The following is a 14,156-nucleotide window of genomic DNA, read 5'->3' as shown; positions in this document are numbered from 1 at the left end:
TACGTATAGATATGTTTTGTGTCAACACAAACCAAATATCGTTATGCTTCAGATTGTGAACTCAAGCGCAAAAGTGATTCCCGTGATATGTGACCGCGAACCTATTGCGAGAAAATCGGCATCGCACCAGGTAAACATTGCTATCTGTCGTCCGCCAAGTGATGCCGTGGAAAACGATATCGTAACCGGCAACACGCCGTCACGAGCGACTTATGACGAATGCCGACGTAACAATCCGCGACCATGGCGGCCTGCGGCTTGATGCCTGCCACGGGAGGGCTCACGGCACTCTCACGAGGCGGCATCTGGGCCGCTTACGCGCGCGACAACTCTCGCGGACCTCGCCTGACTGGGGGCGTTTTGCTAGCCGTCGAAAGCCTGGCTGCGCTTGGCCGTCGCCCACGCGACTACCTGAGTCCGACGCTGCAGTCCCATCTTGGCAAGGACGGCAGTAACGTGATTCTTGACGGTCTTTTCTGCGACACCGAGGGCCTCAGCAATCTCGCGGTTGGAGTGCCCCTCCCCCACCTTGTCAAGCACGCGCCTCTCCATGGGAGTCAACGACGCAACGTCGGCGTCCTCATGAACTGAGATGTGCTGGCCGTGCTCGCGTCCCGACGCAGCGTCGCGCACCGCCTGAAGCATTTGTGCGGACGATGCCGTCTTGGCAAGGAACACATCGACACCAGCGGCGCGAGCGGCGGCCTTAGCACCATCGTCGTCGTAGCTCGTGAGCACCACGATGTGGGTGTCCGGCAGTGACATGCGCACGTGCTCGACGACGTCGAGCCCGGTGCCATCGGGAAGGCGCAGGTCTGACAGGATGACCTGCGGCTTGACGGCATCAGCACGCCTGATGGCTTGAGCTACGGTCGCGGCCTCGGCCACGACTTCGATGCCGTCCGCACGCTCCAGGATGTCGCAAATTCCGCGGCGTACAACCTCGTGGTCGTCCAGGACCATCACAGTAACGTCAGCCATGGCTCGATGCTACCGCGCTCAGCGGCGGGCGGGCCGACGTTGACATCGTGGGCACCAGTGGGTCGCTCTGCCGCCGATGCTTTGGCGGCGCAGCGTCGTGCCGCACCGGCTACACGGCTCGCCTACGCGCCCGTACGCCTCGAGGGAGCGCGAGAAGTATCCGGACTCGCCGTTGACGTTGACATACAGGGCATCAAAGCTAGTGCCGCCCTGAGCGAGGGCGCTGGCCATCACATGACGAGCCGCCTTCAGCAGTTCCTGACTTTTGGCTCGCGTCATCGCGTGGGCCGGCCACTCCGGGTGGACTCGCGCGGCCCACAGCGCCTCGTCCGCGTATATGTTGCCGATACCACTGACCAGCGTCTGGTCGAGCAGCACCTGCTTGACTCCTCGCGACCCACGTCGCCACCGCTTCAGTGCGGCCGCGGCATCCAGGTGCGGGTCCAGCGCGTCGCGGCCGATATGCGCCACCGATGCCGGCAACAGCGGCCAATCTGTTCCCGCCCCGGCCGGCACTGTCCCGGCAGAGCTTGCCCCGTGGGATCCGGCGGCGTCGAGGTCGGTGCCAGGAGCTGGAACTAGGGGCTCCACGTGCAGGTAGCCGAACGTCCGCTGATCGAGGAAGTCCGCCGTCAGCTGAGTGCCGTCGTCGCGCCGCAGCGAGAGCCGCGCACGGCAGTGCGAGTGTGGCTCGGGTGCGTCCGCCCAGAAACCCTCGTGCACCCGGAACTGTCCGGACATGCCCAAGTGAACGGAAAGCGCCTCCCGAGGCGGCAACGTCGACCTACCGCCGGGCCGCTGTGCGTCCGCCGGCACCAGTGTGAGCCACATGAACTTGCCACGGCGCGCGGCCTCGTCGATGCGCTGCCCCATCACCGCCGCACGGAACTCGTCGGATCCACCGGGGAGCAGCCGCACGCAAGAGTCGCGACGAATGTCGACGTCCGCGATCACCGCGCCAACGATCAGCGCCTCAAGTCCAGCCCGAACAGTCTCGACTTCGGGAAGCTCGGGCACAGTCAGCCTGCCTCGTTACTGCGCGGGTGAGGGTGGAACGTCGCCGGCCGCAGCATCGGCCGCGGGCGCGGAGGCGGAGGCGGAGGCGGAGGCGGCAGCATCGGCCGCAATGAGCGCGGCGTATGCGGCTGCTGCGGCATCCTGTTCGGCGTGCTTCTTGGCACTGCCCCTGCCGGTGCCGCGCGCCTCGCCGGCAATCAGTACCGTGGCGATGAAGCTTCGTTCGTGGTCGGGGCCACTGCCCACGACCTCGTAGACGGGGCTACCCAGGCCGCGCTCGGCGCTGGCCTCCTGGAGCGACGTCTTCCAGTCGAGCGCGACGCCTGAGTTCGCGGCGGCGTCGAGCGTGGGTCCCACCATGCGCAAGATTGCGTCGGTAGCGACCTCAATGCCGTGCGTCAAGTAGATGGCTCCGAAGATTGCCTCGAGGCCGTCGCAGAGGATCGAGTCCTTGTCCGCGCCGCCGGTGGCCCGTTCGCCTTTGCCCAGCAGGATGCACGGGCCCAGGCCAACCTCGCGGGCGACCACCGACAGAGCCTTCTGCGACACGCTCGCGGCCCGCATCTTCGCGAGGTCGCCCTCGGGAAGATCGGGATGCGAGCGGTAAAGCTTGTTGGTAACAACGATGCCCAGTACCGAGTCGCCCAGAAACTCCAGGCGTTCGTTAGTGGGCAGTCCGCCGGCCTCGTAAGCGAAAGAACGATGCGTCAACGCCAAAACGAGCAAATCGGGGTCGATTGATACACCCAACCGCTTCACCAAAGCATCGGCCGCAGCCTGCCCTGGGATACTCATTGACTCACCCTGCGCCTCACGGCGCAACCTTTAGCCTTCGTGCTCGGTGCGCAGCGCCTCGGCGTACTGGCGGCCGTTGTAGGCGCCACACGAGGGGCATGCGACGTGCGTCAGCTTGAGAGCCTTGCACGAGGGGCACGTTGCGGTGTTCGACGGGGTGGTCTTCCACTGCGAACGGCGCGCACGGGTGTTGCTGCGCGACATCTTGCGCTTCGGAACTGCCACGATTAACTCATCTCTGTCTTGGGAAAAATCCCCGTGTATCGGTCAAACCAGTATTGGTTCAGCCCTCATTGTCTCGCAAATTTTGCAGTGCCGACCACCGCGGGTCGATCACCTCGTGTTCGTGATCCGGATCATCCGCGAGTCGCGCGCCACATTGGTCGCACAATCCGGGGCAATCCGGCGAACACAGCGGGGTGTACGGCAGGCTTGTCGCCACCGCATCCCGCACTACTTCCTCGAGTTCGATGGTCTCGCCGTCGAACTCGAACACATCCTCTGACTCATCCTCGTCCGCCTCGCGCTGCGAGTCGGGGAACATGAACATTCCCTGGACCGGGGCATCGACGTCAAGTCGAACCTTATCCAAGCAACGTACGCATTCCCCCTCGGCTTGCGCCTTGACGGAACCAGAAACCCAAATGCCGTCCGATACCGACTCGAAACTCAACTCGAGCTCCACGTCGCCACCGACCGGCACCCCGATCACATCGGTGCCAAGCACCACGGGGGCCGGGAAGGTGAGATTTTCCAACCGCTGCGCACCTGGGCGCCGCGACATATCCCGCAAGGAGAATGTCAACGGCGAGGTGGCAGGGCGGTGCGAGTGTGTCACACGCGCCTCCCACTAATCCTTAGTCCTCGTGGACCTTGGCCCGCCATGACAGGCAGGACCAGCGACTTACTTTACGGGAAGATGGGCAGTTGCTCAACCTCTGTGCCGTGTCGCGGCAGCCAATGTGCCGCTATAGGGGCAAGAGCGCCTGGGCAACCACCGGTACCACACCGTCGGGAACGTATCCCGAGATGTCCCCGCCATGCCTGGCAACGTCACGAACCAGCGACGATGCTACGTGGCTGAGCGAACTGTCGCCCACAATGAAGATGCTCTCGATTCCGGTAAGCGAGCGGTTCATGAGTGCCATCGGCAGTTCGGCGTCGTAGTCCGCTCCCCCGCGCAGACCCTTGACGATGACATCCACGCCGCGCTCCTCACAGAACTGGGCGAGCAGACCGTCCACGATCTCCACCCGCACGCCGTCTATGGGTGCGACCACGGCCGATGCGATGTCGAGCCTCGCAGCCGCGTCCAGTAGCGGCGACTTGGATGAGTTGTGCGCGACGCCGATGATCACCTCGTCAAACAGTTTGCGCGCACGCACGGCGATGTCGACGTGACCCAGCGTGATGGGGTCGAACGTGCCAGGAAATACGGCGATTGTCATGTCTCGACGCTACCGCACGCTGTCGTGAGTGGCCTAGTAAGTGCGGTGCTCCGCGGGCTCATCTGGTTCGGCCCGTTCACCGGATGTCGCAGGCGGCTCAAATTCGGCATAGTGCAGCACCGTCTCGCCGTACTCCTTGCGCGCCACGGGCACGAGAAAGTGGGGCCAGTCGGGCAGCGGGGCGCGGGTGGACCACTCGACCACAACCACGGCGGCCGATGCCAGGGCTGGCTCGAGCGCCGCAAGCATGTCGGCCATCTCGCCGCGAGGGATGTCGTAGGGCGGGTCCGCGAAGACCAAGTCGGCCTTAGCGGAGGGACCGCCGCGCTGCAGATACGGCTGCACGCGCTCGCGCACGAGCGTCGCACTTGTCCCCACCCCCAGCTCGCGGATGTTGGCCTGCAGAACGCGCGCGGCGCTGCTACTTGCCTCGACGAACGTGGCCTCCGCGGCTCCACGGCTGAGCGCCTCGAGTCCCAGCCCTCCCGAACCGGCGAATAGGTCGAGCACGTGGGCGCCGCGCAGCACGTTGGAGTGGTCGAGGCGGCTGAAGAGTGCCTCGCGCACGCGGTCCGACGTGGGCCGGGTGCCCTTGGGGGGCACTGCAATGCGGCGGCCGCCAAAGGTGCCTGCGATGATGCGCGTCATGCCCCAAGCCTAGAGCGCGCGAGCCTCAGGACCGTTCCAGGTAGTCCTCGCGCGCGGGCTCAAGCCAGGACTCGATTGCCTGCGCCAATGCCGGATGCTGGGTGAAGTCGGGATCGTCGTTCACGAGCTCGCGAGCATCGACGCGAGCGGCATCGATCACCTTGGCGTCTCGCACCACCCGCAGCAAGCGCAACGAGTTGCGCCCGCCGGACTGCGCCGCCCCCAGCACGTCGCCCTCCCGCCTAAGCTCCAAGTCAGTTTCAGCGAGCGCGAACCCGTCCGTGGTGGCCGCGAGCGCCTGAAGGCGCTCGTGGGCGACGGTCCCCTCGTCGGCACGCGAGATCAGCAGGCACAGGGAGGCGTGTCCGGCGCGCCCCACACGCCCGCGCAACTGGTGCAACTGCGAAATACCAAAATTGTCCGCGTCCAGCACCACCATGACGGTGGCCTGCGGGACGTCCACTCCCACCTCAATCACCGTCGTCGACACCAGCACGGGAGTCGCTCCGGACGCGAACCGGTCCATCGCCTCAGCCTTAGCGTCCGCGGACAGCCGGCCATGCATGACGCCAATGCCAATGCCGGCGAGCTCTGGGCGGGCGCCAAGCATCGCGGCGGTATCGCTCACCGACGCGAGCGGGGCCTTGGGAGCGGCCACCGGCTTCGCGGCACCCAGGTCGATCCCGCCGTCGGCGGCCAGGAGTTGGTCGTCAGCACCATCAAGGTCCGGGTCTACGTCGGCGTCGCCATCGCCCTCCGTCGCGGCGTCACCCTCGATCCGCGCGCACACCACGTACGCTCGGCGCCCGGCGTCCACCTCCTCGCGGATGCGGCCCCACGCGCGCGTCAGCCACGCCTGGTTGTCCGCTGGCACGACGTGCGTCGCGATCTGAGCGCGACCCGCCGGCTTCTCCGCCAACACCGACGTCTCGAGGTCCCCAAAAACCGTCATGGCGACTGTGCGGGGAATCGGCGTCGCCGTCATCACGAGCATGTGCGGCGGGCGGTCCCCGCGGGCGCGCAACTCGTCCCGCTGCTCGACGCCAAACCGGTGTTGCTCGTCCACCACCACCAGCCCAAGATCCGCGAACTGCACGGTCTCGCTGAGCAGCGCGTGGGTTCCCACCACAATGCCCGCAGCTCCGGATGCCGCCTCGGCCAGGGCGGCACGCCGCGCCTTGGAACCCTGCGAGCCGGTCAGCAACGTGACACGCGTGGCATCATCCGCGCCAGTCAGCATCCCACCCTCGGCGAGCGGACCCATCAGCGCGCGTAGCGTCACCAAGTGCTGAGCGGCGAGTACCTCCGTGGGCGCCAGCAACGCCGCCTGGCCGCCCGCGTCCACCACCTGCAGCATCGCTCGCAGCGCCACGACGGTCTTTCCCGCACCCACGTCACCCTGCAGGAGCCGCATCATGGGGGTGTCCCGCTCGAGATCGGTGGCGATCTGCTCGCCCACGTCCCTCTGCCCCTGGGTGAGAGGAAACGGCAGGCGTGCATCGAACGCCGACGCCATCGCGTCATCCCGTCGTGGGCGCGCCACCGAAGTGAGCGCCTCGTGGGCGGCTCGCCGGCGAGCGAGGGCCGACTGGAGAATCAGCGCCTCCTCGTACACAAATCGCGCGAGACCACGCTTCCAGGCAGCGGAGTCGTCCGGGACGTGTACATCCCGCAGACTCGGGACCAGCGGGAGATGACCATGCCGATCCAGCAGGAACTCCGGGATGGGGTCGACAAAATAGTCGTCAGGCAGCGGGTCGAGCACGGTACGAACAGAGCGGCCGATGCGCCACGTCGGCACGCTCGCGGCGGCCGGATAGAACGGGATGGGCCGGGAGGCCTCGAGCACCGCCTCATCCTCGTCAGCGGCGTCCACCCCCACGATCAGGTAGTCGGGATGCGTGAGCTGCCGGCTACCGCGATACTCCCCTACGGTGCCCGTGAACAATCCGGTGCGGCCCGGGCGAAGCTTGTCCTCGTGCATGCGTAGCACGCCAGCACGCTTGGCAAAGAACGTGAGCTGCAGAGCGTGGGTCCCGTCGGTCACGGTGGCCTGAAGCATCGCACCACCGCGGGAGCGCATGGTGCGGATAGTCGCGGTCCTCACCTGCGCCATCACGGTGACGTGCTCGCCCACCTTGAGTTGCGAGATGTCGGTGAGCTGGCCGGGGTCGCCGTAGCGGCGAGGGTAGTGGCGGAGCAGGTCCTCCACTGTCTCGAGCGACAACTTGCCCAATTGCTTCGCGGTCCGTGCACCAAGCACCTTGGTCAGTGGCTCGCGTTGGCGCTCAAGATTCTGCCGAGCGGCCCCGGCGCCTACGTCAGACCCTGCGGACGCCGTCGCTTCCGAACCCAATGACGCTGCGCTCATCGCTAGTGGGCAGGCGGGTTCTCGACGCCGATCAGCACCGCGGGCTCCGCGTGGCCCCCCAGGTAGACATTAATGTCCGCCTCAGGCGCAGTAGTGCGAGCCGACAGGCGAACTGCATCCGCGACGCCGGGGTTGATGCCATCTGCGAGCACAAGCGTCACCACCTCAGTCGAGCGACTCAACAATCGGTCCACGTCGTCGTCGAGCGAATCTCCTGTGCTGGAACCGACCGAAGTCGCTGCCACGGCATCGGCCATTTGCTCGCCAATGTCCTGGCCGGGGGTGATGAGGGCGCTCGCGGCGACGGCAGCCACTACCTGCGCCTCGTGCGTACACCGCAGCACGGTCAGCGCGGGCTTGCTGCGCTTGTCGGCGAGCTTGAGCGCGGCGGCGCGCAGCGCGGGATGGCCCGCCGCGACCACGGCGGCGCGACCCGAGGCGTCCTTGACGGCGCGGACCAACGCACGGGGCTTGAGTGCGGCGGGATCCGGCACCACCAGGACCACGGCGCCCGCATCGGCGAGCGGCTCGGCGAGCCCGGGGCACGTGGTGAGCGCCACTACTCCGGTGGAGGCCCGGTCCCCAATGTGGCTGAGCGCGACATTCCTCACGAGCATCTGGTGCGACTTGTGCGCGTGCGCCACCTCGACCGCGAGGTGCGGGGCATCGGTGTGTACGTGTGCCTGCCAGAGCCCGTGTGATCCGGTGACCGCCACGGAGTCACCAATCTTGCCAAGCTGATCGCGCAGCGTGGCACCGGCCCCCGTGTCATGCGCGACCACAAACATGACCTCGTATGCACCACCCGCCGCATGGCCGGTGTGCGCGAGTTGGTCCTTGCCGATGCGCTCGCGCCCACCGCGGATCTCCCAGTCGACCTCGTCGAGCGCGTCAAGGGCGTCGGCACCGGCAATGTTCTCGGCGAGGGATTCCAGCTGCAGCACAAGGCCGGCCGCGCCCGCGTCGACCACACCGGCGGCCTTGGCGCTTGGAAGATCCTCATGAGTCTGCGCGAGAGCAGTTCGGGCAGCCAGCACAGCCGCGACGATGGCCGTGGAGCGGTCGGGCTCCGAGGGCAAAGTGTCCGCCGCCCCCTTCGCCGCCGCGCGTGCGACAGACAAGATGGTGCCCTCGACTGGGTCGAGTACAGCGCCATAGGCGGCATCGGCAGCCTCGTCTAGCGCCTCGGCAATACCTTGCGCTCCTACCTTGTCCAGGCCGCCGCGCTCGTCGAGCCCAGTGAGGAAGGCGCTGAGATACTGGCTGACAATCACCCCTGAGTTGCCGCGTGCGCCCATCAGCGCACCGCGCACGAATGCTGCGACTACCTCGCGGTGAGAGGCCGTGGCAGGCAGCCTCGACACCGCCCGGTTGCCCTCTTGCAGGGTGAGGTACATGTTGGTGCCCGTGTCGGAGTCCGGCACGGGAAAAACGTTGATGGCGTCAAGCTTGGTGCGTGCACCCTTGATAGCCTTGGCACCCGACTCAAGCCAGTGGCGCAGGTTCGCGGTTTCGCTCACGCGTTCACCCTCCGTCGTCGACTTTTACGCTCGATCCGGTCCGCGCAACGCGGACTTGTTGAGCACAATGGTGGCACGACACACCGACTTGGCGCGCATTTACGAGGCAATGTCATGTCAGGTTTGGCGTGAAGGGCATTCGTCAGATACTCTTGTGCGGTTGCCCGAGTACCGGGCAGAACATCGTGGCGCGACATTTCACTAGTGAATCGCGCATTATTTTAGGAGATCTATCGTGGCTGCCAACTGCGAAGTCTGCGGCAAGAAGCCGTCCTTCGGTAACTCTATTTCGCACTCTCACCGCCGCACCTCGCGTCGCTGGAACCCGAACATCCAGCGCGTCCGCGCGATTGTTTCCGGTACCCCTAAGCGCCTCAACGTGTGCACGTCGTGCCTCAAGGCCGGCAAGGTGACCCGCAACATCTAACGCGGTCTCTCCGCGGAAGGCGGACGTTCCACTTGGGAGCGTCCGCTTTTTTCATGCCCTCGCGGCCGATGCTTGCGAGGCTGAGGCGCTCGCCGCATCTCATCGCATGCGAACTCTCGGATGGCGTTGGCGAACTCTCGTGACGCCTCGATTGGCACGAAGTGCCCCACGCCCTCCACGGGAAGTACGGTCGCGTTCGTGAAGTACTCCCCTACCCGATCAGCCCACTCAAGGGGAAACAGCGGGTCCGCCGTGGGCCACAGCATCGTGGTCGGCGTCTGGATAGCGGCATAGTCGCCCGCGTACCCGCGATTCGCGCGGTACCACTGGACACTCGCCGCGAACGCACCTGGACGGGCGTAGGCGTCGACTAGTCGTCTCTCATTTGGGGCCACGCTCAAGGAGCCGGGACTACTCCATATCTCCCAGATATGACCGAGGTAGTCGTGCACTGCATCACGATTTCCGTCAATCAGCCGCGTGGCGATGGGGTCGCGCAGGAAGTGCTGATACCAAAAGGTGGCCGCGAGTTCGGGGGCGCCGGCGCGGTCGCCGATGCCGGGGTACCCGGGGGTAAGAACCGCGCCGGAGAACCGCAGGGGATCGAGACGTAGCGCGGCCTGTGCGATGCGGCTGCCGATGTCGTATCCGCCAATTACCGCGCCCGCGCGCACCCCGTCGTCGTCGAGCTGGGCCAGCACACGCCGGGCGTGGGCGTCCGCAGTCGCATCGCCCTCCGCGAATGGTCCGTCGTAGCCGTGACCGAACCCCAGCAGGTCGGGAACCACCACACGCACGTCTCCAAGGGCCTCGCGGACGCCATCGTAGTCTGACGGTAGTCCGGGCCAGCCGTGCAGCAGGACTACTGCGCTAGCCACCAAAGTGGTCCCAGCCGCGCACCGTGGGCTCCTCGCCGTCCACACGCACGCCGCTGAACGCGTCCGAGGTCACGCCGATGACGGTCCACCCCTCGGGCACCGCGGATTCGCGCTGGAAGACGGCCAGCATGTGGTGGTCCTCTCCCCCGGCCAGCGCCCACGGGCGCGGATCCAACTGGAGCGCGACCGCAACCTTGCGGGCGCCGTCGTGCACGGGCAGCAAGGCTGACTCAATATCGATTCCGACCTCGGAGGCTCGTGCGATGCGATGAGCGTCGCGCACCAGCCCGTCGGACAAATCCATCATGGCGGTGGCACCGTGCAGCGCGGCCTCGAGACCGGCGCCGATGCGCGGGTGGGGCCGCAGGAACAGGCCGATGCTTTCCTCATCGACGCGTTCGCCGCGCGTAAGCTGCTCGAGCCCCGCCCTGGCCCCGCCTAGCGGCCCGGCGACTGCGACGATCTGCCCGTCCACGGCATCGGCGCGAGTGATGGGCTCCGTGCCATGAGTCTCGCCCATTGCGGTCACGGAGATGCAGATCTCGCTCGCGCCGCTGAGGTCGCCACCCACGACGCCCACGCCATGCGGCTCGCATGCCGCGCGCAGCCCGTCGGCAAAGTCAAGCACCCATTGCACGAGCGTGTGCGCGGGGGCCGCGAGGGTCACCTGTAACGCGGTCGGGACCGCGCCCATCGCGTCGATGTCCGCGAGGTTCTGCATCGCCGCTCGCCAGCCCACGTCGGCGCCGGTGGACCACTCGGTGCGAAAGTGCCGGTTCTCGATCAGCACGTCCGTAGAAACCACCAGGTCTCCATCCACGGACAGCACCGCCGCGTCGTCGCCCGGGCCTAGAATCTCGGCGTCGGAGCGTGGCAGCCGGGGTGTGAAGAGTGCGATGAGGGCATCCTCGTCGATCTCGCCGATGGTGATGCTGGGACCGATATCTGTCATGGGTACGAGCCTACGGGCGATTGTCGTTCTCATGGGTCAAACTAATGGGCGCGTGTACCCGTCAGCCAGGTGCCGGCCACACTCTGGCGCCAATACGCGAGTCCCAACGTAGCGCCGCGGGCAAAGTTGAAGATCGCGAAGGCGCGCCACAGGTTGCCATTCGGGTCATCGGTGGTCGAACCGAGCCACCAGGCAAGCGCGAAGATCGCCGCAGAGACAGCCATACCCAGCACCATCCATCCCACTTTGCCGCTACCAAGGAAGACACCGTCGAAGAGGTACGCCCCCGCGGAGGCAAGCGGCAGGACTGCCACCCAGGGCAGCGCCGCGAGCGCGGCATCGGTGACGTCGGGAAGCGAGGTGAGCACCGCAATAAACGCCGGCCCCGCGAGCAAGTAAGCGAGCGTGAACACCCCCCCAATGGCGAACGCGGGCAGCGTGGCGGCCGCGACGGCGCGATGCAGTCCGGGGACGTCCCCCTCCCCAATCTCGCGCGCGGCCATCGACTCGGCTGCCGCCGCATACCCATCCTGTCCGTAGGACGCCAGGTACATCAGCTGCATAAGGATTGCGTTCGCGGCCAGCACCGTGGGGGAAATGTGCGAGCCGTACGCGGTGACGAAGGTGATCACTGCGTAGAGGATCAGCGTGCGCAGGAAGATGTCGCGGTTCATGCCCATGAGGGCCGTCCAGCCGCGGCGCAGCCCACGACCGCGCAGTTTGGTGACGCCCGCGCGCAGTGCCGGGCCGGCCATCCGCCGCCACAGCCACAGCGCCACGGCGAGCCCGGCCCACTCGGCAATCACCGTTGCGGCCGCCGCGCCTTGGGCGCCCCAGCCCAGACCCGCTACAAAGGTGGCGTCGAGCGTGATGTTGATGGTGGCCACCACGGCCACGGTGGCGAGGGGACGCTTGGTATCCCCCGCGCCGATGAACCACCCAGTCACGACTAGCGTGAGCAGCACCGCGGGCGCCGACGCGAGGCGGATAGACGTGTACTGAGACGCGACGGAACTGATGGCGCCGTCTGGGGTCAGGAAGTCCATGATCCACGGCACCAGCGGCGCCTGAATCAGCAGCACCACGGCGCCCATGACCATCGCGAGCAAGGCGGCGCGCTGAGCGTGAGTCAGCGCCGCATCAGTGCGGCCCGCCCCCAGCGCCCTGCCGACGAGCGACGTGGTGCCGGTACGCAGGAATGACATGAGCCAGAACACGGCACCCAGCACCGTGGCGCCGAGGGCGACTGCGCCCAGGTTGAGCTCGTCGGAGAAGTGACCCAGCATCGCAGTGTCCACGAGGCCCACGAGCGGCACGGAAATATTGGACAGGATCGCGGGCCACGCCAGCGCAAAGGCGCGCTTGTGCGGCAGGTCTGAGACAAGCTGGCGCACGGTGATCACGCTCTGACGCTACCGGTAGAGGCGGGGCGTGCCAGCCACACTCGCGGCGGCCGTAGGCTTGAGTCATGCTTCGCGCTCGATTCGCCGCCTTGGCCGTCCTGTCCGCCATCGCACTTGCCGGATGCACCCAGCCGCTGATCGTTGCTCCGGCGCTCTACGCGGCGGACCCCGACTGCGCGGACGTGATGCTGTCTGTCCCGGACACGCTCGGCGGACTCGACGTCCACGCGACGTCATCTCAGGCGACGAGCTCGTGGGGTGACGACTACCCGATCGTCGCGCGCTGCGGCGTGGAGCCGCCCGGCCCCACGTCCGAGTCCTGCACCGAAGTCAAGACGCCGTCAGTGACGATGGGTTGGCTCATCGAGGAGGACGGTGATGACTGGCTCGCAGTCACCTTCGGGCACTCCCCCGCGCTCGAGATGCGCGTGCCCAAGGTCCGGGCCGATGCTGCAGTGGCCGACGTCCTGGCGGAGGTGTCCGACGCAGCCGCGCTGGCACCGACCAACGGCCTCGAGTGCCGCTGACTCACGGACACACCCACTCACCCCGTGGCGGTCCCAAAATGTACGTCTGCCGCAGCCGCGGTTTTTTAGCGGTCCGGTGACGCTCGCCGCGAGTGTTTAACGGAGCCCGATGCGGCGTTCGAGCGCCGTCTCGAGCAGGACTTGTACCAGTTCGGGATACTCGACTCCTGCCGACGCCCACATACGCGGGTACATGCTCGACGGCGTGAACCCCGGCATCGTGTTGATCTCATTGACGGTGACGACCCCATCCTCGCTCACAAAGACGTCCACGCGTGCAAGCCCCTCAGCTCCCACCGCCCGGAAGGCACGACGCGCGTAGTCAGCCACAACATCGGCGACCCCGGCCGGCAGCGTGGTGGGACACAGCAGCCTCACATCGCCGTCGTCCAAGTACTTTGCCTCGAAGTCGTAGAAGTCGTAGTCGCCGCCGGTGACGATCTCCCCTGCCGGCGAAACCCTGACTTCGGTCTCGGTGGCGAGCACTGCGGTCTCGATCTCGCGTCCGCTCACCCCGCGCTCGATCAATACCTTGGGGTCATGTGTCACAGCCTCAGCAACCGCCGCTTCGAGTTCGGCGAGGTCGTCGACACGAGAGATCCCCATCGAGGAACCTGCACGAGCAGGCTTCACGAACAGCGGCAGACCAAGCGCCTCGATGTCTGCGATATGGCCCTCGGGGTGTTCCCCCGGGTAGAGCACCACGTCCGGCGTAACTGGCAAGCCCGCATCCTTGAACGCGGTCTTCATGAACTGCTTGTCCATGCCGACGGCGGAGGCGAGCACCCCCGCCCCGACGTACCGGATATCAAGAAGTTCGAGTGCCCCCTGGAGCGTTCCGTCCTCCCCGAAGGGCCCGTGCAACACGGGGAACACCACGTCAATGTCCGCAAGGTGGCGGATGCTCCCATCGTGTCCCTCTACGCGCCAGGACCGATTTCCCGCGCTCACTGGGAGCAACACCGTCTCCCCGTCGTCTGCAACAGTCGGCAGCGCTCCGTCCACGATGGCCCACGCACCGGGGTCGTCACTCGCGACTGTCCAGCGACCTTCGGACGTAATGCCAAGGGCAACCACGTTCCACTTCTCACGATCTATGGCACCGAGTACCCCCCCGGCGGTCACGCACGAGACTCCGTGCTCTGATGAGCGACCGCCAAACGCGACTGCGACAGTGGGCTTGGTCATG

The 14,156-nt window shown here is 66.5% G+C and carries 15 protein-coding genes; 2 read left to right on the top strand and 13 right to left on the bottom strand.

The window, feature by feature from the left end; translation table 11 throughout:
- Positions 1–363: 363 nt before the first annotated feature.
- From AOP77_RS07470 to AOP77_RS07430, 9 genes are all read right to left on the bottom strand, one after another.
- Positions 364–981 carry a response regulator gene (locus tag AOP77_RS07470; RefSeq protein WP_062211784.1) on the bottom strand — a complete coding sequence of 206 codons (618 nt, stop codon included), beginning with the start codon at positions 979–981 and terminating at the stop codon, positions 364–366.
- An 18-nt stretch (positions 982–999) separates the two neighbouring features.
- Complete coding sequence (mutM, locus tag AOP77_RS07465) at positions 1,000–1,998, bottom strand: bifunctional DNA-formamidopyrimidine glycosylase/DNA-(apurinic or apyrimidinic site) lyase (protein ID WP_062211782.1); 999 nt, start codon at positions 1,996–1,998, stop codon at positions 1,000–1,002.
- A 15-nt stretch (positions 1,999–2,013) separates the two neighbouring features.
- Positions 2,014–2,793 (bottom strand): ribonuclease III, encoded by a 780-nt coding sequence (gene rnc / locus AOP77_RS07460; protein ID WP_062211779.1) that lies wholly within the window; start codon positions 2,791–2,793, stop codon positions 2,014–2,016.
- Positions 2,794–2,823: 30 nt separating this feature from the next.
- On the bottom strand, positions 2,824–3,018 hold the full coding sequence (gene rpmF / locus AOP77_RS07455; protein WP_061965127.1) for a 50S ribosomal protein L32: 195 nt from the start codon (positions 3,016–3,018) through the stop codon (positions 2,824–2,826).
- Between the two features lie 58 nt (positions 3,019–3,076).
- Entirely contained in the window at positions 3,077–3,550 is a 474-nt protein-coding gene (locus AOP77_RS07450; RefSeq protein WP_236685781.1) for a YceD family protein, read from the bottom strand.
- 211 nt (positions 3,551–3,761) lie between these two features.
- Positions 3,762–4,241 carry a pantetheine-phosphate adenylyltransferase gene (coaD, locus tag AOP77_RS07445; RefSeq protein WP_062211773.1) on the bottom strand — a complete coding sequence of 160 codons (480 nt, stop codon included), beginning with the start codon at positions 4,239–4,241 and terminating at the stop codon, positions 3,762–3,764.
- Between the two features lie 33 nt (positions 4,242–4,274).
- On the bottom strand, positions 4,275–4,889 hold the full coding sequence (gene rsmD / locus AOP77_RS07440) for a 16S rRNA (guanine(966)-N(2))-methyltransferase RsmD (protein WP_062211770.1): 615 nt from the start codon (positions 4,887–4,889) through the stop codon (positions 4,275–4,277).
- 25 nt (positions 4,890–4,914) lie between these two features.
- Positions 4,915–7,260, bottom strand: coding sequence for an ATP-dependent DNA helicase RecG (locus AOP77_RS07435; protein ID WP_084622450.1), 2,346 nt, complete (start codon positions 7,258–7,260; stop codon positions 4,915–4,917).
- 2 nt (positions 7,261–7,262) lie between these two features.
- Positions 7,263–8,780: a DAK2 domain-containing protein gene (locus AOP77_RS07430; RefSeq protein ID WP_062211767.1), complete on the bottom strand. Its 1,518-nt coding sequence runs from the start codon at positions 8,778–8,780 to the stop codon at positions 7,263–7,265.
- Positions 8,781–9,015: 235 nt separating this feature from the next.
- On the opposite strand from AOP77_RS07430, the gene rpmB reads away from it, so the two are divergent.
- Positions 9,016–9,207: a 50S ribosomal protein L28 gene (rpmB, locus tag AOP77_RS07425; RefSeq protein WP_061965117.1), complete on the top strand. Its 192-nt coding sequence runs from the start codon at positions 9,016–9,018 to the stop codon at positions 9,205–9,207.
- Here rpmB and AOP77_RS07420 read toward each other — a convergent pair.
- From AOP77_RS07420 to AOP77_RS07410, 3 genes are read right to left on the bottom strand one after another with little or no spacing between them, the layout of a single operon-like run.
- Positions 9,204–10,085 (bottom strand): alpha/beta fold hydrolase, encoded by an 882-nt coding sequence (locus AOP77_RS07420; protein WP_084622449.1) that lies wholly within the window; start codon positions 10,083–10,085, stop codon positions 9,204–9,206. The two genes, rpmB and AOP77_RS07420, sit on opposite strands and share 4 nt — an antisense overlap.
- Entirely contained in the window at positions 10,078–11,037 is a 960-nt protein-coding gene (locus tag AOP77_RS07415) for a thiamine-phosphate kinase (protein ID WP_062211764.1), read from the bottom strand. The genes AOP77_RS07420 and AOP77_RS07415 overlap by 8 nt, the downstream gene beginning before the upstream one ends.
- Before the next feature lie 41 nt (positions 11,038–11,078).
- Positions 11,079–12,440: an MATE family efflux transporter gene (locus tag AOP77_RS07410; RefSeq protein WP_062211761.1), complete on the bottom strand. Its 1,362-nt coding sequence runs from the start codon at positions 12,438–12,440 to the stop codon at positions 11,079–11,081.
- Positions 12,441–12,505: 65 nt separating this feature from the next.
- On the opposite strand from AOP77_RS07410, the gene AOP77_RS07405 reads away from it, so the two are divergent.
- Complete coding sequence (locus tag AOP77_RS07405; RefSeq protein ID WP_062211758.1) at positions 12,506–12,967, top strand: DUF3515 family protein; 462 nt, start codon at positions 12,506–12,508, stop codon at positions 12,965–12,967.
- 96 nt (positions 12,968–13,063) lie between these two features.
- Here AOP77_RS07405 and AOP77_RS07400 read toward each other — a convergent pair whose 3' ends face one another.
- Complete coding sequence (locus tag AOP77_RS07400; RefSeq protein ID WP_062211756.1) at positions 13,064–14,155, bottom strand: D-alanine--D-alanine ligase family protein; 1,092 nt, start codon at positions 14,153–14,155, stop codon at positions 13,064–13,066.
- Position 14,156: the final 1 nt, after the last annotated feature.

It is taken from the genome of Demequina oxidasica, from assembly GCF_000975115.1.
Classification (GTDB): Bacteria; Actinomycetota; Actinomycetes; order Actinomycetales; family Demequinaceae; genus Demequina; species Demequina oxidasica.
Note: the sequence above shows the minus strand (reverse complement) of the source record. Positions and strands in the feature narration are given on the sequence as shown.

Coding starts and splice junctions, on each gene's coding strand:
- AOP77_RS07415 (WP_062211764.1), bottom strand. CDS start 11,037: ATGACAGATATCGGTCCCAGCATCACCATCGGCGAGATCGACGAGGAT.
- AOP77_RS07405 (WP_062211758.1), top strand. CDS start 12,506: ATGCTTCGCGCTCGATTCGCCGCCTTGGCCGTCCTGTCCGCCATCGCA.
- AOP77_RS07435 (WP_084622450.1), bottom strand. CDS start 7,260: ATGAGCGCAGCGTCATTGGGTTCGGAAGCGACGGCGTCCGCAGGGTCT.
- rsmD (WP_062211770.1), bottom strand. CDS start 4,889: ATGACGCGCATCATCGCAGGCACCTTTGGCGGCCGCCGCATTGCAGTG.
- rnc (WP_062211779.1), bottom strand. CDS start 2,793: ATGAGTATCCCAGGGCAGGCTGCGGCCGATGCTTTGGTGAAGCGGTTG.
- AOP77_RS07400 (WP_062211756.1), bottom strand. CDS start 14,155: ATGACCAAGCCCACTGTCGCAGTCGCGTTTGGCGGTCGCTCATCAGAG.
- AOP77_RS07470 (WP_062211784.1), bottom strand. CDS start 981: ATGGCTGACGTTACTGTGATGGTCCTGGACGACCACGAGGTTGTACGC.
- coaD (WP_062211773.1), bottom strand. CDS start 4,241: ATGACAATCGCCGTATTTCCTGGCACGTTCGACCCCATCACGCTGGGT.